Genomic DNA, 20529 nt, shown 5'->3' on the forward strand with positions numbered 1-20529 from the left:
TTGTGTTTCCAGAATCACTGCGGCAGAGGCTAGGCTGCCTGAAAAGAATGAATGCAATAACAAATGCTGCCCATATGCGGTCATTCAGGTGAAATACAAGTCAGCTGCACCGAAGAAACCCACACCTTGGCTTGAGGCAATGAGGAATAAATAAAAAAAGCGGCGCCTTGCAGACGCCTTCCATCATTCAGTCGCAGTGTGACAAATCAACCAAGCCAGCTTCGGCCCTGTGCGCGCCACATCTTTGGCCAAAATCACCTCGCCCACCCGTGGCTCTTGGCGGCCAGCCACCATAAAATAGTCTGAATCAAAATGCTGCGGCAACCACAACACATGCATGGGCAGCAAAGCGTCAACAGCCATTGTGGCTTGGTGATAGGTCAGTTCAATCACAAGCCTATCTATATTGTTCCGTATCCAATTTTACGCCGTTGCTGGTGCAGCCGCTGCTGGCAACAACGCATTCAAATAGTTGAGGCCGATGCTGACTTGATTTAAATCCACGCCAGTGACTGCTAATTTGATGCGGCTTTTGGGTTGCGCATCAATGGGAATGCCACTCGCCCTGCCTACCAACGGCAAGCCCTCAATACGCACCAAATCGTCTTTAAGCAACAAGGCATTCAATTCGCTCATTTGGTTTTGCTGTATGTACACCAAGCTCCAATAGGCTTCCATGTGCCGCTGAAAGTCAGCATAGGCTCCATAAGTGGCTTCAAAATCGCGCAATGCAGCAAAAAGCATGCTGTCTTTGGGCAAGAAGCGGGGTGATACATCGGGAAGAATAAGGCTGATGAGCTGTTTTTGATTGATATAGTCAGCGGCACGACGCAGTGGGGAAGTAAACCACGCATAGTGCTGTAGGCCCAAGCCGATGTGTGGCTCTGATTGCGTACTCATGCGCACCTTGCCTGCTGGTTGCACGCGAAACAACCCAGGTACTTCGGCATCATTGAGCATTTGAGCCCATGTGCTGTTGGCCAAAATCATGGTTTCACTCACCAAGGTATCGATTGGCGCGCCGCGCTCGCGCACACTAATGTGCACTTCGTCATTGGCACCCAAATCAATGCCGTAATCAAATTGCTTGGGGCGAGTAGGGTCGTATTTACCCCTCGCTTTTTGTTGGGCAATGGCAAAATCATATAACCAATTCATGGCTTCTTGATGCGCAAATTCATCATTTCGGCGCGTATCCGCTACAGGCTGGAAAGCCGTTTCAATGTTTTGAATGCGCAAATTGGCATCCACATACACGGCTTCGAGCTTGCTCTCAGTAGCCACCACGTGAAAATCAGCGTCCACTTCTGCGTATAGGCTCATCGCCGGCCGATAGCCACCCTCATCTAGGCTGAATGCGCCAATCCATTCTTCCGGCAACATGGTGATTTTTCCGCCAGGATAGTAGACCGTGCTTTGCCGGGCAAACACCAGCGCTTCCATGGGTGATTCTGGCTCAATGGATAGCGAAGGCGCGGCAATATGAATGCCGATAACGTGATGTCCATTGGGCAATACCCGCACACTCAACGCATCATCAATTTCAGTGGTGTCCGCATCGTCAATGGAAAAGGCGCGTATGGTTGGATCCGCATGCGGCAAATCCGGAATGTTCGGCTGCGGATGTGCACCCCAACCAGCACCTTTGGGGAATTGCTTGAGTAAAAAACCATCCAGAAAATACTGTGGCAGCGGCGGCACCGCGCCCACCATTTGCATCAGCCCAAACACAGAGGTTTTTTGTGATTCAGCGGCCTTGACCACAGCTTTGTAACTGAGACTTTGCTTGTCTGGTGCGTGCAGTATGCTCTTGGCTTCTGCCGCCACGACTTCCGGCAACCTGCCTGCCATCAACTCAGCCGCCCAAACCTCAATCTGCGCTTCTTGTTGTTTTTTGCGCTCGATCGCCGCCAACGCCTGCTTCAACGTATCTTCAGGCGCTGCCTTAAAAACCCCTTTGTTTTTCTTATAAAAATACATGGGTGCGGCATACAGCGCCATCAAAGTGGCGGCCAATTCGCTTTGGCTGGGCTGCGCACCAAAATATTCCTGTGCTGCATCGTCCGCGCTGAACTCAGCCTCCCCACACACCGACCACAATAAATCCACATCCATGTCTGCAGCCAACGCTTGCGCGTGTTCTAAGAAAGCCGCTGCGTCACCGTCAAAACTCAAAAACACATGGTTGGCTTTAATCTTCGCCCGTTTGCCGTGTTGGGTGTTGACCAGATAAGTGGCTTCGTTTTGTTGCACAATCTCCGCCACTTTAAATTGGCCAGATTCCTCATAAAATAGGTTTTTGCTCATTCAAGATCACTATAAAAGGCTGCCTGAATAGTTTCAGGCAGCCTGAATGGAAAGATAAACCTATTTTAAGGGTTGGCCGCGCCAAGATAAAGCCAAATCAGCACAAACGCCTTTTTGCTTATCCATCACTACGCCACAAATGGAAATTCGTCTTCGGGCAAAGGATCGCCTGTTTTCAATGTGGCCGCCAAATGCGGATAAGGAGGGGAAGTCACACCACCGCGATTGACATACACAGCATCATCGCCCAACCAACGCATAGACACTACCCGACGAGCATGATCGGTGGCATGATTGCCAGGAGCACCGTGAATGGTGTGGTAGTCGAATGCCACCACATCCCCGGGCTCCACTGCCCAACCCAAAATGGTGTATTGGTCGCGATTGGCATCAATATCGGGCAGCGGCTCTTCTTTGCTTTCTGTGTGCTCGTAATAATCCCCAGTAAAGCTTTGCGCCTGGAATTGTTTGCCCCATCGATGTGAACCTGCAACAAATTCAATGGTGGAATCGCGGCTGACCGGATCCAAGGGAATCCACAGGCTCACAGTTTGTTTGGCAGCAACCGGATAATAAGGGCCGTCGTGGTGCCACGGTGTAATCTTGCCAGAACCGGCATTTTTCACCAACACATGCTCATGAAAAATACGCGAACGCTGAGATTGCATCAAATCCCGGGCAATGCCCGCGGCGGGGCCGTTTTCAATAAAGTCACGAAAGGATGCATTGTTGGGCCAATTGCAATAATCGGCCCAGAAGCGGCCTTTGCTGGCTTCGGGGGTATAGTCACGAAAATAAGTACCGGGGTGGCTTTCGTTGTAGGCCACACCAGCGCGCAGCGTTTCTACCCAATCCTTAAATACCCCGCGCAGCACCACTGCGCCATCGCGGGCAAAAGCTTGTTGTTCTTGAGTCAGCATGTGTCCATTTCCATTGAAGTGTGAGCGTTTAGCATAAAACCCATCAGAAACAATACGCTATTCGCTTTTTTCTAAGCTCAGGTTTGGTTTCCACAAAGTCCATCGGCATTTTCCCTGTTATCCCGTTCGCTGACATTTGCCGCACCACCATCTAGTCAGCTGCATCTCATTTTTTTGTGTCATAGTTGTGCTATCTGTCGAAATCAAAGCTGCCTGAAAGGAAATCGATGCCATGAGAACCACAACTTTTGCCACTGTCTTTGCTTGTCTGATCGTCAGCACCACAGCATTCGCTCAAACCTTTTTGGTTCAGCAGGGCTCTCCCCTTTATGATGCCAAAATTGACATCGCATGCGAGAAACATCACTGCCAAGGGCCGGCAGAAATCACCCTTTACCGTAAAAATACCCAGACTCCAGTGCAAACTTTTACGGTGCCAGACATGACTATTTTTCTCAATGAGCAAGCCCAACCCAGCGTCAATGTGGTGCAGCTATACGATGAACAAAGTGCTTTGATTTTTAATGATTTCAACTTTGATGGCCAGCCTGATTTGGCTATTTATGCAAGCAATGACGGGCCTTATGGCGGGCCTGTTTACCAGGTCTATGTGTTCAACAAAACCCGCCAACGATTTGTGTTGAGCCGCGAATTATCCGAGCTCACGCAAATGAATCTGGGTATGTTTCAAACCGATGCCACACGCAAACGCCTGCATACCATGAGTAAATCAGGCTGTTGCTGGCATCAAAGCAGCACCTATTCGGTGGTGCCTGGCAAGGGTTTAAGGTTGGTTTCAGAACACACGGAAGACGCCACTGGCGGGGGTGAGAAAGTCACCGTGACACAACGAGAATGGGTCAATGGACGTTGGCACAAAAGCGTGCGCCAATACCCATTGAAAAGCTATTATCCAGATTAATGGGCTCAGTGAGGCACTCAAGCTGCCTGAATCACGTCAAGCAGCTTGATCGGTCAGGCAATAGTCCATCAGCGCATGGTGACAAACTCTTCTGAACCGGTGGGGTGAATGGCCACGGTGTGGTCGAAATCACGCTTAGTGGCACCCATTTTCAAGGCCACAGCAAAGCCCTGAATCATCTCATCGACCCCATAGCCGATGCCATGCAAGCCCACAATCTTCTCGGTGTCCCCCACGCACACCAGCTTCATATGGCAAGCCTGTCGATGCTGGGTAACCGCGGTATACATGGCGGTAAACGAAGACGTGTATATTTTCACAGCCTCATCGCCGAATTGCTGGCGAGCCTGCGCTTCAGTTAATCCCACCGTGCCGATGGGCGGGTGGCTAAAGACCACAGTGGGCACCAAGTGGGCATCCAATTTGGCTTGTGGCTGATGATTAAATAAGCGCTCGGCTAACAACCGCCCCGCAGCAACCGCCACGGGCGTAAGTGGTATTTTGCCGGCCACATCACCCAAAGCATAAATACCGGCCACATTGGTATTCTGATACTCATCCACATGCACCGCACCACGCTCATCCACGGCCACACCGGCTGCCTGAAGATTTAAATCAGCGGTATTGGGGGTGCGACCAATGGCCCAAATCACACCATCGGTCATGTGCGTTTCGCCATTGGTCAAGGTGAGCGTGAGGCTGTCATCGGGATTCAAGCGCAAAGACTGTGGCGTGGCATGCGGGTGCAATACGGGGCCATCTTCTGCCATCGCAGCCACCAAGCCATCACTGAGCAGCGCATCAAATTCACGCAAAGGTTTGTCTTTGCGCACAAACAAATGCGTATCCACACCCAAGCTGTGCAACACCCCAGCCAGCTCAACGGCAATGTATCCAGCCCCCACTACCGCCATACGCCGCGGCAGCGATGTCAACGCAAAAAAACCGCTGGAATCCATGCCCAGCTGCGCACCCACCACATCGGGCCAATTGGCTTGGTTACCGGTGGCAATCAAAATGTGTTTGGCACGCACCCTGTCGCCATTGACGTCCAGTGTGTGTTCATCGATAAATTGAGCACGACCATGCAAAACCTGTACGCCGTTTTTGGCAAACTGCTGCTGGTAATGCCCATGAATGCGTTCAATGTACGCCTGGCGGTTGGCCAATAAACGTGTGAAATCGAAATCAGAATGAAGACTGGAAAAACCGTAATCCGGAGCATAAAGGCGCAAGGCATCGGCAATTTGCGCACCATACCACATGATTTTTTTGGGCACACAGCCCACATTCACACACGTTCCACCCAGTTCTGCCGCTTCGATAACAGCACATTTTTGCCCATAACGGGCAGCTCGATTGGCAGCAGCAATGCCGCCACTGCCACCACCGATGGCGACAAAATCAAATTGGTATTCAGCCATGTGTTATCCTTTTTGTGTTGCCCATTAAGTGTGTTATGCGATTTCAGTGTAGCTCAAGGCTGGGTTCGATTTGGCCTTCTTCACCGACTTTAACCCTGTTCATCAGCAACTGCGGCTGAAAAAATGCAGCAAGCAGCATGGGCGACCAGATGGCGCTCATCCATGAGCATTCTGATAAACTTGGCTTTAGTGTGTATTTCCAATCCATTGTGCCAATAAAAGCCGTGTAATCGCGCATCGGGTTAACGCGCACCAAGCCCATCATTGACTCAAAGCATGCTTTCTTTTGCTGACCATGAAGATAACTGGATCCCATCAATATAGGCGCATGACCATGAACCAAACCAAACCGAGTCAACATTGGCTGGCCCAAGAATATCAGTACCATGCTGCATTTGTATCGGCATATGGCGCGTCTTTATTGGACTGGCTGCAACCCAAAGCGGGCGAGCACATTTTGGATTTGGGCTGTGGTAATGGTGAATTGATGGCGCAGGTGGCCGAATCCGGCGCGTTGGTATTGGGTGTCGAGGCAGCGCTGACATGGTGACCGCCACCCAAGCCCGCGGTTTTGAAGCAGTTTGCATGGATGCTCAGCATTTGACATTCAAATCCACTTTTGATGCCGTATTTTCCAATGCAGCCTTGCATTGGATGCCAGATGCTGCGGCCGTATTAAGCGGGGTAGCACAAGCACTCAAGCCCCAGGGCCGTTTTGTCGCAGAAATGGGTGGGCAGGGCAACATTGCCACCATTCAGGCAGCCTTAGAAAGTGCTGCCGCACAAGAAGGCATATCACTGCCTCAAATCTGGTTTTTCCCTGATGCCGATGGCTATGCAACGCTCTTGCAAGATGCTGGCTTTGAAGTGGATGCCATCACTTTATTTGCGCGACCTACCCCTTTACCCACCGGCATCTCAGGTTGGTTGAATACCTTCGCCGCCCCATTACTCAACCATCTACCTCCCGCGCAGCAGCAACGTCTGCGCGACCGAGCCGCCTCAGCACTGGCCAACCAATTACCTCAGCACGATGGCTGCGCTGTAGCGGATTATGTGCGTTTGCGCTTTGCTGCCCATCGCCCTTAGCTGCTGAATGTGGGCTAAATCGGCTACAATATGCCCACACATTGTTATTGATAACCACACACTCATGAACACAACCGATTTAACCACCGCACTCGAAGCCATTGTTTTGCCCGACAGTGCGCGCACCTTGGGCAGCGAAAAAGCCGTTACTGAGATACAGCAGCACGACGACGGTGTCCACATCACACTCACCTTTCCTTATCCTGTTGCTCATTTGGCTGCAGCCCTTCAAGCAGCCGTGGATGAGGTGGTCAGCCAACAGTGCGGCGATGTGCCTTGGCATTTACACATCCAACTGGCCGTGCACAAACACAAAGTACAGCAAGGCGTGCAAACCATTGCGGGCGTCAAAAACATCATTGCCGTGGCATCGGGCAAAGGCGGTGTGGGCAAATCCACCACCAGCGCCAATTTAGCAGTGGCTTTGAGCAATATGGGCGCACGCGTAGGCGTTTTGGATGCCGATATTTATGGCCCCAGCCAACCCACCATGCTGGGCGTGGCTGGGCAAGAACCGCGACAACATGATGGCAAGCTCACGCCAGTCAGCGCTGTAGGCGGAATTCAAGTCATGTCGATTGGTTTTTTGGTGGATACCGATCAAGCAGTGGTATGGCGCGGCCCCATGGTCAGCCAAGCATTACAGCAGTTGCTGTTTCAAAGCCAATGGGATGACGTGGACTATTTGATTGTGGACTTACCGCCGGGCACCGGCGATATTCAATTGACACTGTCACAAAAAATTCCGGTCACAGGCTCCATCGTGGTCACTACCCCGCAAGACATCGCGCTTATTGATGCGCGCAAAGCTGTGGACATGTTCCAAAAAGTGAATATTCCGATTTTTGGGGTATTGGAAAACATGTCGGTCCACATTTGCAGCCAGTGCGGCCACGCCGAACCGATTTTTGGCCATGATGGTGGTAAGTTGCTGGCCGAAAAACTGGGTGTGCCTCTATTGGGCCAATTGCCGCTGACGCTGGCCATCCGGGAAGCCATGGATGCTGGTAGCGCCGTCACCTTGCAACAGCAACACCCAGAAGTGGCTGCTGTCTATACCCATGCCGCATGGCAGCTGGTACAAGCACTGGCCGATCAAGGCAAAGACTTCAGCGGCCGCTTCCCAAAAATTGTGGTGGAATGAGGGTGTTATTGTCCGGCGTTCATGCAGCCCTAGGTTGCCTGAACACCAGTTTTCCTATTGTCGATTCTTTTTTTGCCTATCCCATTGGCACACAAGGCGTTGAATGTTGGATTCTACTGTCATTCATTGGTCGCTGCTGGCGCTGCTCGCCGATGGTAAGCCGCACCACATCAAATCTCTGGCCAAAGCGCTCGCGCTTAGACCGTCACAAATCAACGCTGCCTGGCAACGCATGCCCGCACACATCCGCGGCTTGTTGCGACAACAAGATGGTCATTGGCGCTTGGTGCGGCCACTGGCGGTACTGTCGCCCCATGACGTCATCGAGGTGGCGGCCCAAAATGGCTTTCAGGCAACCTTAGTACCGCAAACCACATCCACCAACACTTTACTATTGGATTTGGCGCGGCATTCGGCGAGCGCGGCACATGCCCAAGTGCGCGTGAGTTACGAACAAAGTGCAGGCCGTGGGCGGCAAGGGCGGCCATGGCAAAGCCGTTTAGGCGAGTGTCTGATGCTGAGTCTAGCGTGGGCATTTGATGCGCCTCAATCGGCATTGGGCGGGCTTGCATTGGTGGTTGCTTTGGCAGCATGTCGTGCCTTGCACCAATCTGGCGTAGCCGCCCAAATCAAATGGCCCAACGACTTGGTGCTCGGCAACAACAAACTGGGCGGCATCCTGATTGAAGTGGTGCGCCAACACGAGCAATCCATTGCCATTATCGGCATGGGCTTGAATTTTGTGCTGCCCAAAGGCGTGACACAGGCCACAGCCGTTCAAACCGTGGTACCGCAAGTGCAGGTCAAATCCATTTATCGGGATTTTTTGGCCGCCTTGGCAGCCATGCTGCCTGAATTTACCGCCCATGGCCTCGCACCATTTCTCGCAGATTATCAACAATACCATCGCGACCAAGGCCAAATCGTTCATTTACTACGCGAGGGCCATGCGTTTGTCGAAGGCCGAGTCGTGGGGGTTGCTGATAATGGTGCTATCAAACTGCACACGGAAACAGGAGAGGCATGTTACGTAAGCGGCGAAATTAGTTTGCGCCCGGGCTTGGCTGAAACAGAAGCAGCCACGCCCAAAGCCACCCGCTGTCTGTTACTGGATGCGGGCAACAGCAAACTCAAATGGGCATGGGCTGACAACGGTGTCATCAAACATCAAGCAAAGCCGCCTATCATGATTTGCATTTGCTCCTTGAAGACTGGCAGCGCCATGGCCTGCCAGGCGAATCCATTGTGGGCGCCGCAGTGTGTGGTGAAATCAAACAGCAAGCAGTAGCCAGTGCGTTGCAGCAACCCATTCAATGGCTCTCATCCATGCCTCAGGCCTTGGGCATACGCAACCACTACCGCCATGTTGGTGAACACGGCGCTGATCGGTGGTTTAATGTATTGGGCAGCCGCCGCTTCAGTCAGCATGCATGCGTGGTTGTCAGCTGCGGCACCGCAGTCACCATTGATGCACTCACCGCCGACAACCATTATTTGGGTGGCAGCATACTGCCCGGCTTTCATCTTATGAAGGAAGCACTGGCACAGCGTACTGCCAACCTCAATCGCCCACTCGGTCGCCCTTACGCCTTTGCCACCACCACCGCCAATGCCTTGGCCAGCGGCATCATGGATGCAGTGTGCGGTGCCATTGTGCTGATGCACGCGCGATTGCTGGCCAAGGAAGGCACCCACCAACCGGTAGACATCGTCCTCACGGGCGGTGGCGCCAGCAAAGTAGCAGAAGCCTTACCAGAGCCATTTGTTTTAGACAAACACATTGAAATTGTGGATAATTTGGTTCTTTATGGCTTGCTCAACTGGGTGGAACACAAATGAAGTGGTTGTTTGCCATTTTGGTGGCGCTGAATATTGTGGTTTTTGGCAGCATGGTGGCCGGTAAAATTGCCCACATGAATCATGCTGAGCCACAACCCGCTGCTTCAGATGCTGCCTTGGCCGTGGACCCTGCCAATCCCAGCATCAGCGTGGCGGGCACAATGGCAGCCAGCCGACCAGCGCCAGCCGCCAAAGCCAATACGGCCCCCACAAGCACAAGTCAACCCAGCCCAGCCAACACCGAGAGCAAAACCACAGCAACTGATGACAGTAAAACTGCGCCGACCTCAGCAGCCAATTGCAGCGCCTCCGCCGTGTTGCCTGAAGACGATTATCACCGCTTGAAAGGGCTGCTCAATCGCTGGCCTCACTCCGCTACCCGCTTTGTAGATACCCGCGCCCCAGCGAAAAGCAGCAAACCGCGCAACACGCGCTACATGGCGGCCATTCCTGGCGCCGGACCAGACATTGCAACCAATCTTAAGTCACAGAATTTTGACTACGCCATCAACCAAGGCCAAGTAAGCTTGGGTGTATTTGGCCGTCGCAGCGATGCTGAAGCAGTGGTTGCCCGCGCCAAATTAAGTGGTTTTGGCAACGCCCAAGTGGTGGCTTTGGGTAATCAACAAGACGATGGCGATGCCGCATCGAGCATGGCCAAAATGCGCGTCAATTTCACTCAAGTCAATGATCAGGATGCCCAAGACATCAATCGCATCATTGGCCGCTACAGCAAATTACAACGCAGCAGCTGTCGCCAGTAAGCTACATGGGTACGCGCTCAATTATTGTGAAGAATATTTCTGCCAATATGCTGTTGCAAATCATCACAGCGGTTGGCGGCTTTATTTTGCCCCCATTGATTGTGATGACCTACGGTTCCGCCACCAATGGTATGCTCGCGTCCATCAAACAGTTTATTGCTTATTTAACACTGCTTGAAGCTGGCATTGGTGCCGCCAGCATTGTGGCACTGTATCAGGCATTGGCCAAACAAGACCGTCCATTACGCAACCGGATTCTGGCTGCTACCCACCATTTTTATCGAATTTCAGGCAGCCTGTTTGCTGTGGGTTTATTGATTCTGGCTGCACTCTTTGCTTGGCTGACCCACGCCGAACTAAGTCCACAGCTGACTTTTTGGATGGTGCTGGTGATGGGCTCAGTCAACATCCTCGATTTCTTTTTTTTTGGTACCTATCGCGCACTCTTAACCGCAGATCAGAAAACCTATGTCATTTCTGCGGTGCAGGCAGCCGCCATCGTATTGAATGTGGCGGTGTCTTATATCCTGATTAAATCAGGATATTCCATTTTGGTGGTGCAGATTGCCTCATCCGCTATACTGATTAGTAAATTTGCGATTTTCAGTGCATATGTGCGCCACCATTACACCAACCTCCACCTCCATTATGAACCGGCCCATGCGTTTAAATTGGAGCAAACCTGGGATGCACTCACGCATCAATTGTGCGCCTTGGTGATTTTCAGCTCACCCCTGGTATTGATCACGATTTTTTTGTCGCTCAAAGACGCCAGCATTTATGCCATTTATGCCTTGGTGTTTGCCGCCATCAAACTGGCCTTACAATCCTTATCGCAAGGTATGCAAGCGGTTTTTGGCCACACCCTCAACACCGATGCAGATTTAGCACGCTATCATTTTTGGCGCTATGAACGCGCGTTTGTGTGTTTTTTGGGCTGGACTTACGCCTGCACCGCTTTGCTGTTCATGCCTTTTATTACCCTCTATACGCAACACATGCACGATGCCGATTACCACCAACCGCTCTTGGCCATGTTGTTTTTGCTGGTGGGCGTAGTGGAAAATATCCGCATTCCCAGCGTCACCATGATTATGGCCGCTGGGCGCTATAAGGCGACCAGGCCGCAAGCACTGCTGGAGGCAACGCTCAATTTGGTGTGCGCCATTGCGTTTATCCAATGGTGGGGTTTGCCAGGCTTATTGCTCGGTGCGTTGTTATCATTTTTGTACCGCAGCAATGAGATGCTGCACTACAATGCCAAATATATTTTGCATTTACCCCTTTGGCGCTCATATGCACTGGCAGGCATGGTGATTGGGGTATTGGCAGCCTGTGTGTGGCTGGCTAGGCCACTGGTCAACCAATTCGCTGTACCTGATTTCGTACATTGGGTGGCCTTGGGTGCCATCACCGCCACCTGTTTGGCCCTCCCATTTGTCTTCATTTTTTGGTTTACTTCACGCTGGCGTACCGCATGATTCCCAAACGCATCCATTATTGTTGGTTCGGCCCCAACCCGTTACCCATTGAGACTCAACGCTATATTGAAAGCTGGCGCCGAATACTGCCAGACTATGAATTAAAACTGTGGAACGAGGACAATTTCGACATCAATGACCATGCCTATGCCAAAGCGGCCTACGCTGCAGAAAAGTATGCTTTTGTAGCTGATGTATGCCGTATTCAAGCGCTGTGTATGGAAGGCGGTTTATATCTGGACACGGACGTGCAGGTATTGCATTCTTTCGATGCATTGTTGAATCAGTGCTGTTTTACCGGCTTTGAGCAAGGTTTCAATCCATATACCCGAGAAATCACCTGCAACCCCCAAGCTGGGGTGATGGGTTGTGAAGCCGGAAATGGGTTTATGCAAGCGGTAGCACAGCGCTACCAAAACCTGACCTTCGATCCACGCCAATTGGTGACCATCAATGTGGTTTTCAGGCAGCTTTATGAAGAATATGGCATTCGCTTCGACAACACGCTACAAACCATTCCTAATGTATTGACGGTATACCCCAGCGATTATTTTATGGCCAAAAACGCCTACACGCACGAACTCAACATCACGCCTCATACAGTGTGTATCCACCACTACGATGGCACTTGGCTCGCTGATGGCAAGCACAAAAATGCAGCCAAGCGCCGGCTGTTGGCACTGTTGCGGAATGGATTGGGCGCTAGGCGCAGTCAACAACTCATCACTTGGCTCAAACGCCACCGACGCCCATGACCCCCACTACTAATCCCATTGATTTTGTCTTACCGTGGGTAGATGGTAATGACGCAGCCTGGATAGCCCAAAAAAACCATTATTTGGGTCAACACCAAGGTCTTGCCGACGCCACCAGCAGCAACCGTTATCAAGATTTGGGGACGCTGCGCTATGTTTTGCGCTCGATTGAGCAACACTGCCCGTGGTATCGCCAAATTTATTTGATCACTGCCGGACATTACCCGCAGTGGCTGAATATCCATCACCCCAAAATCCGCCTGGTAACTCATCAGGAATTATTCATCCAACCGCAAAATCTACCTGTATTCAATTCATCCGCCATTGAAATGAATTTGGTTAACCTGCCGGATTTGAGCGAAACCTTTGTTTATCTCAATGACGATACGGTATTTTTACGCCCCATTCCCTCGCAACGCTTGTTCCAAAACGGGCTCCCAGTGGATTTTTTGTGTCACGGCTGGCTCAAACGAAACCGATTATTTCAGCGATTACGCGGTGCCAATAGCTGGGTAAATGCCCTCAATAACAACATCCGATTGATCAATCGCGTACATCGACCCAGCGATCTGGCCGATCGCTTTTTGTTTGCCCCCAGCTATGAACTGCGCAACAAAGCCAGCAATGCTTTGCTAAAGTATTTGTATCACCATTATTTTTGGTTTGAGCACTGGCATCTACCTCAGCCTTACACTCGCACCACACTGCAACAAGTTTACGCACACTTTCAATCTGAAATTCTGGCCTGTACCCGCAACCGCTTTCGGGCCGACAATGATTTAACGGTGTATTTGAATCGGTATTGGCATTTGGCCAGCGGCCAATTTGTCCCGGAAAAACACCACGATGGCTTTGTGCGTAACATCGCCAATCTGCACCAACTAGAAAAAGCCATTCATTATCTGGACCATCATCCGGAATATCGTTTTGTGTGTCTCAATGACACCTTTCAGGCAACCTCATCAGCAGAATACGATGCCTTCAAGCATGCACAAAATGCCTTTTTTGAGCGCCATTTGCCCCAGCCTGCGGATTTTGAGCACAAAAACCGTACCTAGCATCCCCATGAGGTACACAAGCACAAGCCCACAAGCTATGGGATAATACGCAATTGCATTGCTTTGGTACGCGCTGAAAAGCCATGACCCCACCACTTTTCTCTATTTTGATGTCACTTTACGCCAAGGAGCAGCCTGCCTATCTCGACAGCTGTTTGGCCAGTTTGTGTGCGCAAACCTTGCCCGCCGATGACATCGTATTGGTTTTGGATGGGCCCATCGGCGACGAATTGCAAGCCATTATTCGCAGGTATCAGGCGCGCTTACCTCTGCACCTTGTGCCGCTGCCAAAGAATGAAGGACTGGGGCGAGCCCTAAACGCAGGCCTGATGCAATGCCAACATGAATGGATATTGCGCATGGATACCGATGATGTGTGCCAACCCAATCGCTGTGCGCAACAAATGGCCTATATTCAGGCCCATCCAGAAGTGGTGCTGTTCAGTGGTCAAGTGGCTGAGTTTAACCATGATCCGCACGTCTTGAGTGCCATTAAATCCGTCCCCACCGAGCATCAAGCCATTGTATGCTACGCGCAAAAACGCAATCCATTTAACCACATGGCCATGGCTTATCGGAAAAGTGCCGTATTGGCTGTGGGCGGCTACCAGCACCACCTCGGTATGGAGGACTATAATTTATGGCTGCGTTTGTTGGCTGCAGGTCACCACAGCCACAACCTCCCTGATGTGTTGGTACACGTTCGAGCAGGACACAACATGCATGCCCGTCGCCGCGGTCTGGGTTACATCCACAGCGAATGGCAACTCCTGCAACTCAAACGCCAATTGCGGTTTCAGGCAGCTTTACCCGCTTATGTGTATTTTTTATTGCGCAGTGCCAGCCGTTTATTACCCACGGTGGCCTTGAGCACTTTGTATCGCTTTTTACGCCATTCGCCAACCCATAGCACATCATGAGAAATCTACTGTCTTTCAAAACCCGTTTGTTTTTCGGCACTTTGCTGGTGATGAGTGTCCCCATGGCCATCATGCAGCCCATCAAAGGCTTTTACCAAGGCAAAGAAGCCTTTATTGTGTGCATTTTCTTGTCGGGTATTGCCCATTTTTTCAACACCCAATCGCTTTATGTATTCAGCAATTTCCCAGGGCGGAAATCGGCAATCATGGCGCTGCCCCATACCTTTTTTTGGTTTTTTGGGACATGGATGACGGTGAAGTTTTTCAATTTGCCTTATACCGTATGGTTTTTATTCATGGCAGGCTGTTTGTCGCTGTTGCTGTCGATGGCAGACATACATTACCGCAATGTATTCACCAAAACTTATGCCTACTTGCCTTTTGGACGGGCTCACGATGCGCAGACGTTGCCCCACGTCACTTGGGTTTCGCTCAACGCGCCAGTGCTTCCTGGATCCCCAGCCATCCACGGCATTGTGGCCGATTTGCACGATCCACACCTCACCGGCCCTTGGCAACAGTTTTTGGCACAACAAACATTGGCGGGCATGCCCGTGTATAACATTCGCCAAGTGGAAGAGTTTCTCACCGGCCGAGTGCGGATTCAGCACTTGTATGAGAACGACTTGGGCTCCTTATTGCCCTCGCCAATTTATGTGCGGATTAAACGTATTTTGGACGTGTTGCTGATCGTGCTTTCCGCACCCCTAACCTTGCCCGTCATGCTCATCACGGCACTGGCTGTGCGCTTAGAGAGCGCAGGCCCCGTGCTGTTTTGTCAAAACAGAGTAGGGCAAGGCGGGCGCGAATTTCGCATTTATAAATTCCGCAGCATGTGCACCAACTCGGAAGAGCAAGGCGCGCAAATGGCCCAAGTAGGGGATGCCCGCATTACCCGTATTGGCCGCTTCATCCGCAAAACCCGCATCGACGAATTACCGCAATTCTGGAATATTTTAAAAGGCGATATGAGTCTGATCGGCCCTCGCCCAGAGCAAAAAGTTTTTGTTGATCAGTTTGAACAACAAATTCCGTTTTACAATTATCGCCATATCGTAAAACCGGGTATATCTGCTGGGCGCAAGTCACACAAGGTTATGCTGCCGACGCCGAAGAAACCCAAGTCAAAATTGAACATGATTTCTATTACATTAAACATTTTTCGTTTTCATTGGATTTGTTGATTTTCTTTAAAACATTGAAAACCATGCTGACGGGATTTGGTGCCCGTTGATTTCAAGCAGCCTCGTGCCGAACGTTCAGGCTGCCTGAAACCCTATTGAATAAAAAGGATACACAATGGCTGTTTTGGTTACCGGAGGTGCCGGTTTCATTGGCTCGCATACAGTGGTGCAATTGTTACAGGCCAACCATGAGGTGGTGATTTTGGATAATTTATGCAATGCCTCACCAGAAGTATTGCAACGCATCCAACATATTACTGGGCAAACCCCCACGTTTTACCAAGGCGACATCCGTGATCGCGCGCTATTGCAACGTATTTTCTCGACTCATGCGATTGAAAATGTGTTGCATTTTGCCGGGCTGAAAGCCGTGGGCGAAAGTGTGCGCGAACCGATTAAATACTACGACAACAATGTTTCAGGCAGCCTGATATTGGCAGAAGAAATGGCCAAAGCGGGTATTTTCAACATTGTGTTCAGCTCTTCTGCCACCGTGTATGGCGACCCAGCCACCGTACCCATCAGTGAGAACATGCCCGTGGGCGGCACCACCAATCCCTACGGAACCTCAAAATACATGGTGGAGCGTATACTCCAAGACATCCAAGCAGCCGATCCGCGCTGGAGCGTAACCTTGCTGCGCTACTTTAACCCAGTGGGTGCGCACCCTCTGGTTTGATGGGTGAAGACCCCAATGGCATTCCCAATAACCTATTGCCCTATGTTTGCCAAGTGGCTGTGGGCAAATTGGCCCAGCTGTCGGTGTTTGGCGACGACTATCCCACCCCCGATGGCACTGGCGTGCGTGACTACATTCATGTTGTGGATTTGGCCGATGGCCATTTATTTGCCATGCGCGCCAAACAAAATGTCGCTGGGGTGCACATCTATAACTTGGGCACCGGCCAAGGATATTCTGTATTGGATATAGTCAAAGCGTTTGAAGCCGCTTCCGGTCAGAAAATTGCCTACCAAATCAGTCCTCGCCGCGCAGGTGACATTGCCGCTTGTTATGCCAACCCGCAAAAGGCGGCGGCCGAGTTAGGCTGGCGGGCGCAACGCGATTTACCCACCATGATGGCAGACGCTTGGCGGTGGCAACATCAGAACCCACAAGGCTACTGTGCTTAATCCATGGTTTCATCGCGCCCAATGACCAAACCCGCTGTTTCAGGCAGCGGGTTTGGCTTTTCGGTTTTGAGTATTTGATGCAATAGACGTTTGCTAATCGATACGCGCACTCCTGTGAGAAAGCAATTGCGATTGACACAATAAAAGTCGATTTAAATCAAGCGATTTACTTATGGGGAAAGCAGATCGTGAGGTGCATTATACAATAATGATAATTATTATCAATAGCAATATTTCAATTTAATCCATTCCCCAAGCACTTTTACACTCGAGAGCGACACTCAGTCATAACAAAGCCGATTTGTTTTTGGTCAGTAAAAACACATGCCTTGCTTGATTTCGGTATAATTTGCTTCATATTTCTGTCATCTCCCCATTAGCCCTTGCTTCAGGCCGCCATGTCGACACACACGCAAACGCACCCCACCTCGCTGGTTGAGCAGCAACTGCTGCACAGCAACCAATTGGCCACGCCAGATTTTTCTCAGGCCTTGTCGATCATCGGCCAACATCATGTCGATTATGCCGACATCTACTGCCAGCGTACTGCCTATGAAAGCTGGCATCTGGAAGAAAGCATGGTGAAATCGGGGAGTTTTCAAATCGAGCAAGGTGTAGGCGTGCGGGCTGTCAGTGGTGAAAAAACGGCTTTTGCCTATGCCGACAATCTGGATGCCAAAGCTTGGTGGATGCTGCACAAGCAGTGCGTGCCATTGGCCAAGCGGGCCAGCATCAGCACATCGGCTTGAATTTACCGACACCAAGGCCCTTGCTGTATGCCAGTGAAAACCCCATGGCCAGCTTGGATGCGGCAGCCAAAGTAGCGTTGTTACAAAAAGTTGAGGAGCTGGCCAAGGCCGCCGACCCACGCATTGTCCAAGTAATGGCAGGGTTGGTGTGCGAACACGATTTAATCTACTTGGCACGTTTGGATGGCCGCATGCATACTGATGTGCGCCCATTGGTACGTTTATCGGTCACCGTCATCGCCAAGCAAGGTGAACGCCGTGAACAAGGCAGCGCCGGCGGCGGTGGTCGTTTTGACTTGGCCTATTTTGATGAGTCCCAAATTAAACGTTATACCGATGCCGCCGTGGCGCAAGCACTCACCAACCTAGAGGCTCGCCCAGCACCTGCGGGCGCAATGACCGTGGTATTGGGTAATGGCTGGCCCGGCGTTCTCTTACATGAAGCCGTGGGTCATGGGTTGGAAGGCGATTTTAACCGTAAAGGTACCAGTGCTTTTGCTGGGCTAGTGGGCCAACGCGTAGCAGCCAAAGGCGTCACTGTAGTCGATCAAGGCGACATTGCTCAACGCCGTGGCTCGCTGAATATCGATGACGAAGGGAATGCCACCAGCCGAACTGTACTCATTGAAGATGGGATTCTCAAAGGGTATTTGCAAGATGAAACCAATGCCCGCCTAATGGGTTCAACGCCCACTGGTAATGGCCGCCGCGAAAGCTATGCTTCTGCACCCATGCCACGCATGACCAATACCTTCATGGAAAATGGCGCCATGAATCCCGAAGAAATCATTGCCTCAGTAGACAAAGGCATTTATGCCGTGAATTTCGGCGGCGGCCAAGTGGACATCACCAGCGGCAAATTTGTGTTTAGCGCTTCAGAAGCCTGGTGGGTTGAAAATGGCAAATTACAATATCCGGTTAAGGGTGCCACTATTGTTGGCAATGGTCCTGATGTGCTCAAACATGTCAGCATGATCGGCAATGACATGGCACTCGACAGCGGCGTGGGGGTGTGTGGGAAAGAAGGGCAAAGTGTGCCTGTGGGCGTGGGCCAACCTACATTGCGCATTGATGCCGGTTTAACGGTGGGCGGCAGTCAGGCATAAAAAGTCAATAGGCTGCCTGAATATTGACCACACGCAGCCTGCCCAAGTCCGAATAGAACCGGGCATCTGATCTTGTCTCCTCATCTCGTCGCCGATAAAAGATTTCAAAATCAAGCCAGCACGCCACCCCGATCTTATCTGTACTACAGCCCGCCCATATATGATCCAATTACCGAAAAATAGACGGACCACAATGAAAAAATGGTGCTTAGCGTGTTTGGCTGGCCGCAGATACCGGCTTCGTATCAAACACCGCCGGGTTTTTCCACTGAGCATAAATCACCACAGCCAAACCAAACAGCAACCACACGATAATCATAATGGCAGCACTCATTAGCCAATTTTTGCGGTTTTGATTCATTATTCTCCCAAACGCCATGACCATCGTCTTATTAAAGCCCAATTCATCAAAAAATGTCTACCTTTTGTCCCTGAATCTGCTTTTTTGAGCACAATCAAGTCTTAAATCAGCAGTAAAGTACAAATTATTTTGTAAATAATCGTAAATAATTCAAAGGGTTTTTTATAAGTAAAAGCAAGTACAAACCATTCCCATTGTAGCGATTTGTTTTGAATGATATTTTTTGGCTGAGTCCATAAAAAAATCTGTTTACTGATGATAATTATTTGTATTTTAAATTGATTTTTTTGAATTACAGCGCTGGTCTTGCTAGAATTTCGACATGGAATAAATGCGCTGCCAACATTCAGGCAGCCAATAACAACAGGAGCTATGCCATGGAAGGCAAAAAAGTCGTTTTGGATTGCATGAACAAATTGTTAGCCGGTGAACTGGCCGCACGTGATCAGTATTTCATCCATTCTCGTATGTACGAAGACTGGGGATATAACAAATTGTTTGACCGCATCAACCATGAAATGGCCGATGAAACCGAACACGCACATCAATTCATTCACCGCATTCTCATGCTAGGCGGTACCCCGGTTGTGGTCCCTGAAGCCATCAATGTGGGTAAAGATGTGGTGGACATGCTGAAAAAAGATTTGGCCACGGAACTGTCTGTTCGTCAAAATTTGAAAGACGCCATTGCCTTGTGTGAAAAAGAACAAGACTATGTGACCCGTCTGTTTTTGGTTGACCAATTAAAAGACACCGAAGAAGACCATGCCCATTGGTTAGAACAACAGCTCAAACAAATTGAAATCATCGGCCTGCAAAATTATTTGCAAAGCCAGCTGTAAAAGGAAGCAGTCATGAAAGGTGAACGTCAAGTTATTCAAGCACTGAATAAAAATTTGGGCTTGTTATTGGTGAGCATCAACCAATATTTTTTACATGCTCGTGTATTAAAAAATTGGGGCTTCGAAGAAATGGGTGAAGTGTTGTATAAGCATTCCATACGCGACATGAAAAGTGCCGACGCCATCATCGAACGCATCTTGCTTTTGGAAGGTCTGCCAAATTTACAGGAATATGGCAAAATTTTGGTGGGTGAATCCATAGAAGAAATTTTGCAATGCGACAAAAAAGCCGAAACGGGCAAGCATGAAGCATTGATGGACGGCATTGCCCTGTGCGAAAACCACGCTGATTTTGTGTCGCGCGATTTGCTTGAAAAGCAAAAAGACATCAATGAAGAATATTTAGATTGGTTGGGTACGCAATTGGATTTGATTGCGGATATGGGATTACCCAATTATGCCCAACAGGCGGCGCAAGAAGACTAACACAAACCACAACCAAAACTTGCATCGCATCAATAAAAGCACGCTTT

Annotated in this window: 17 protein-coding genes and 4 pseudogenes; 15 read left to right on the forward strand and 6 right to left on the reverse strand. The window is 50.4% G+C overall.

Going from position 1 to position 20529, the window contains the following annotated elements; genetic code table 11:
• Positions 1 to 183: 183 nt before the first annotated feature.
• The 3 genes from A2F46_RS01925 to A2F46_RS01935 all read right to left on the reverse strand — a co-directional run bounded on the left by A2F46_RS01925 (position 184) and on the right by A2F46_RS01935 (position 3227).
• The gene (locus A2F46_RS01925) at positions 184 to 393 is read right to left on the reverse strand and encodes a hypothetical protein (protein ID WP_066565994.1); all 210 of its coding nucleotides are present in this window, start codon (positions 391 to 393) and stop codon (positions 184 to 186) included.
• Between the two features lie 30 nt (positions 394 to 423).
• Positions 424 to 2307: a ribonuclease catalytic domain-containing protein gene (locus tag A2F46_RS01930; RefSeq protein WP_066565995.1), complete on the reverse strand. Its 1884-nt coding sequence runs from the start codon at positions 2305 to 2307 to the stop codon at positions 424 to 426.
• A 128-nt stretch (positions 2308 to 2435) separates the two neighbouring features.
• Positions 2436 to 3227 (reverse strand): phytanoyl-CoA dioxygenase family protein, encoded by a 792-nt coding sequence (locus tag A2F46_RS01935; RefSeq protein WP_066565996.1) that lies wholly within the window; start codon positions 3225 to 3227, stop codon positions 2436 to 2438.
• A 232-nt stretch (positions 3228 to 3459) separates the two neighbouring features.
• Here A2F46_RS01935 and A2F46_RS01940 point away from each other — a divergent pair, with 232 nt between their 5' ends.
• On the forward strand, positions 3460 to 4149 hold the full coding sequence (locus A2F46_RS01940) for an FG-GAP repeat protein (RefSeq protein ID WP_066565998.1): 690 nt from the start codon (positions 3460 to 3462) through the stop codon (positions 4147 to 4149).
• 68 nt (positions 4150 to 4217) lie between these two features.
• Here A2F46_RS01940 and gorA read toward each other — a convergent pair whose 3' ends face one another.
• Positions 4218 to 5573: a glutathione-disulfide reductase gene (gorA, locus tag A2F46_RS01945; protein ID WP_066566000.1), complete on the reverse strand. Its 1356-nt coding sequence runs from the start codon at positions 5571 to 5573 to the stop codon at positions 4218 to 4220.
• A gap of 43 nt (positions 5574 to 5616) precedes the next feature.
• Positions 5617 to 5838, reverse strand: coding sequence for a hypothetical protein (locus tag A2F46_RS01950; protein ID WP_066566002.1), 222 nt, complete (start codon positions 5836 to 5838; stop codon positions 5617 to 5619).
• Between the two features lie 69 nt (positions 5839 to 5907).
• Between A2F46_RS01950 and A2F46_RS12445 the strand changes: the two genes are divergently transcribed.
• The 12 genes and pseudogenes from A2F46_RS12445 (at position 5908) to tldD (ending at position 18793) form a co-directional block, all read left to right on the forward strand.
• Positions 5908 to 6123 carry a class I SAM-dependent methyltransferase gene (locus tag A2F46_RS12445; RefSeq protein WP_197457523.1) on the forward strand — a complete coding sequence of 72 codons (216 nt, stop codon included), beginning with the start codon at positions 5908 to 5910 and terminating at the stop codon, positions 6121 to 6123.
• Positions 6117 to 6662 carry a methyltransferase domain-containing protein gene (locus tag A2F46_RS01955; protein WP_197457524.1) on the forward strand — a complete coding sequence of 182 codons (546 nt, stop codon included), beginning with the start codon at positions 6117 to 6119 and terminating at the stop codon, positions 6660 to 6662. The genes A2F46_RS12445 and A2F46_RS01955 overlap by 7 nt, the downstream gene beginning before the upstream one ends.
• 64 nt (positions 6663 to 6726) lie before the next feature.
• A complete protein-coding gene (apbC, locus tag A2F46_RS01960; RefSeq protein WP_066566003.1) occupies positions 6727 to 7806 on the forward strand; it encodes an iron-sulfur cluster carrier protein ApbC in 1080 nt (359 codons plus the stop codon).
• Positions 7807 to 7909: 103 nt separating this feature from the next.
• A pseudogene (locus A2F46_RS01965) lies at positions 7910 to 9645 on the forward strand (biotin--[acetyl-CoA-carboxylase] ligase).
• On the forward strand, positions 9642 to 10409 hold the full coding sequence (locus tag A2F46_RS01970) for a hypothetical protein (RefSeq protein ID WP_066566004.1): 768 nt from the start codon (positions 9642 to 9644) through the stop codon (positions 10407 to 10409). The pseudogene A2F46_RS01965 and the gene A2F46_RS01970 overlap by 4 nt, the downstream one beginning before the upstream one ends.
• Positions 10410 to 10414: 5 nt before the next feature.
• Positions 10415 to 11890, forward strand: coding sequence for a lipopolysaccharide biosynthesis protein (locus A2F46_RS01975; protein ID WP_066566006.1), 1476 nt, complete (start codon positions 10415 to 10417; stop codon positions 11888 to 11890).
• Entirely contained in the window at positions 11887 to 12645 is a 759-nt protein-coding gene (locus tag A2F46_RS01980; protein ID WP_066566008.1) for a glycosyltransferase family 32 protein, read from the forward strand. The genes A2F46_RS01975 and A2F46_RS01980 overlap by 4 nt, the downstream gene beginning before the upstream one ends.
• Complete coding sequence (locus tag A2F46_RS01985; protein WP_066566010.1) at positions 12642 to 13703, forward strand: Stealth CR1 domain-containing protein; 1062 nt, start codon at positions 12642 to 12644, stop codon at positions 13701 to 13703. Before A2F46_RS01980 ends, A2F46_RS01985 begins: the two co-directional genes overlap by 4 nt.
• 83 nt (positions 13704 to 13786) lie before the next feature.
• A complete protein-coding gene (locus tag A2F46_RS01990) occupies positions 13787 to 14623 on the forward strand; it encodes a glycosyltransferase (RefSeq protein WP_066566011.1) in 837 nt (278 codons plus the stop codon).
• Between the two features lie 722 nt (positions 14624 to 15345).
• Positions 15346 to 15857: pseudogene (locus A2F46_RS13385) on the forward strand (sugar transferase).
• 65 nt (positions 15858 to 15922) lie between these two features.
• Positions 15923 to 16938, forward strand: a pseudogene (galE, locus tag A2F46_RS02000) (UDP-glucose 4-epimerase GalE).
• A 398-nt stretch (positions 16939 to 17336) separates the two neighbouring features.
• A pseudogene (gene tldD, locus A2F46_RS02005) lies at positions 17337 to 18793 on the forward strand (metalloprotease TldD).
• Between the two features lie 208 nt (positions 18794 to 19001).
• Here the strand turns inward: tldD and A2F46_RS12255 are convergent.
• Positions 19002 to 19154 (reverse strand): hypothetical protein, encoded by a 153-nt coding sequence (locus tag A2F46_RS12255; RefSeq protein ID WP_156471536.1) that lies wholly within the window; start codon positions 19152 to 19154, stop codon positions 19002 to 19004.
• A 377-nt stretch (positions 19155 to 19531) separates the two neighbouring features.
• Between A2F46_RS12255 and bfr (A2F46_RS02010) the strand changes: the two genes are divergently transcribed.
• Entirely contained in the window at positions 19532 to 19996 is a 465-nt protein-coding gene (gene bfr / locus A2F46_RS02010) for a bacterioferritin (protein WP_066566417.1), read from the forward strand.
• A 12-nt stretch (positions 19997 to 20008) separates the two neighbouring features.
• Positions 20009 to 20482: a bacterioferritin gene (gene bfr / locus A2F46_RS02015; protein ID WP_066566013.1), complete on the forward strand. Its 474-nt coding sequence runs from the start codon at positions 20009 to 20011 to the stop codon at positions 20480 to 20482.
• Positions 20483 to 20529 lie beyond the last annotated feature (47 nt).

Origin of the sequence: Snodgrassella sp. CFCC 13594 (assembly GCF_001590725.1) — a bacterium.
Lineage (GTDB): Bacteria > Pseudomonadota > Gammaproteobacteria > Burkholderiales > Neisseriaceae > Snodgrassella.

Excerpts from the sequence above, each read along its gene's own strand:
- A2F46_RS01980 (WP_066566008.1), top strand. The coding sequence starts at position 11,887 with ATGATTCCCAAACGCATCCATTATTGTTGGTTCGGCCCCAACCCGTTA.
- A2F46_RS01990 (WP_066566011.1), top strand. The coding sequence starts at position 13,787 with ATGACCCCACCACTTTTCTCTATTTTGATGTCACTTTACGCCAAGGAG.
- A2F46_RS01935 (WP_066565996.1), bottom strand. The coding sequence starts at position 3,227 with ATGCTGACTCAAGAACAACAAGCTTTTGCCCGCGATGGCGCAGTGGTG.
- A2F46_RS01970 (WP_066566004.1), top strand. The coding sequence starts at position 9,642 with ATGAAGTGGTTGTTTGCCATTTTGGTGGCGCTGAATATTGTGGTTTTT.
- A2F46_RS01930 (WP_066565995.1), bottom strand. The coding sequence starts at position 2,307 with ATGAGCAAAAACCTATTTTATGAGGAATCTGGCCAATTTAAAGTGGCG.
- A2F46_RS01950 (WP_066566002.1), bottom strand. The coding sequence starts at position 5,838 with ATGATGGGCTTGGTGCGCGTTAACCCGATGCGCGATTACACGGCTTTT.
- gorA (WP_066566000.1), bottom strand. The coding sequence starts at position 5,573 with ATGGCTGAATACCAATTTGATTTTGTCGCCATCGGTGGTGGCAGTGGC.
- A2F46_RS12445 (WP_197457523.1), top strand. The coding sequence starts at position 5,908 with ATGAACCAAACCAAACCGAGTCAACATTGGCTGGCCCAAGAATATCAG.
- A2F46_RS01975 (WP_066566006.1), top strand. The coding sequence starts at position 10,415 with ATGGGTACGCGCTCAATTATTGTGAAGAATATTTCTGCCAATATGCTG.
- bfr (WP_066566417.1), top strand. The coding sequence starts at position 19,532 with ATGGAAGGCAAAAAAGTCGTTTTGGATTGCATGAACAAATTGTTAGCC.
- A2F46_RS01940 (WP_066565998.1), top strand. The coding sequence starts at position 3,460 with ATGAGAACCACAACTTTTGCCACTGTCTTTGCTTGTCTGATCGTCAGC.
- A2F46_RS12255 (WP_156471536.1), bottom strand. The coding sequence starts at position 19,154 with ATGAATCAAAACCGCAAAAATTGGCTAATGAGTGCTGCCATTATGATT.
- bfr (WP_066566013.1), top strand. The coding sequence starts at position 20,009 with ATGAAAGGTGAACGTCAAGTTATTCAAGCACTGAATAAAAATTTGGGC.
- apbC (WP_066566003.1), top strand. The coding sequence starts at position 6,727 with ATGAACACAACCGATTTAACCACCGCACTCGAAGCCATTGTTTTGCCC.
- A2F46_RS01955 (WP_197457524.1), top strand. The coding sequence starts at position 6,117 with ATGGTGACCGCCACCCAAGCCCGCGGTTTTGAAGCAGTTTGCATGGAT.
- A2F46_RS01985 (WP_066566010.1), top strand. The coding sequence starts at position 12,642 with ATGACCCCCACTACTAATCCCATTGATTTTGTCTTACCGTGGGTAGAT.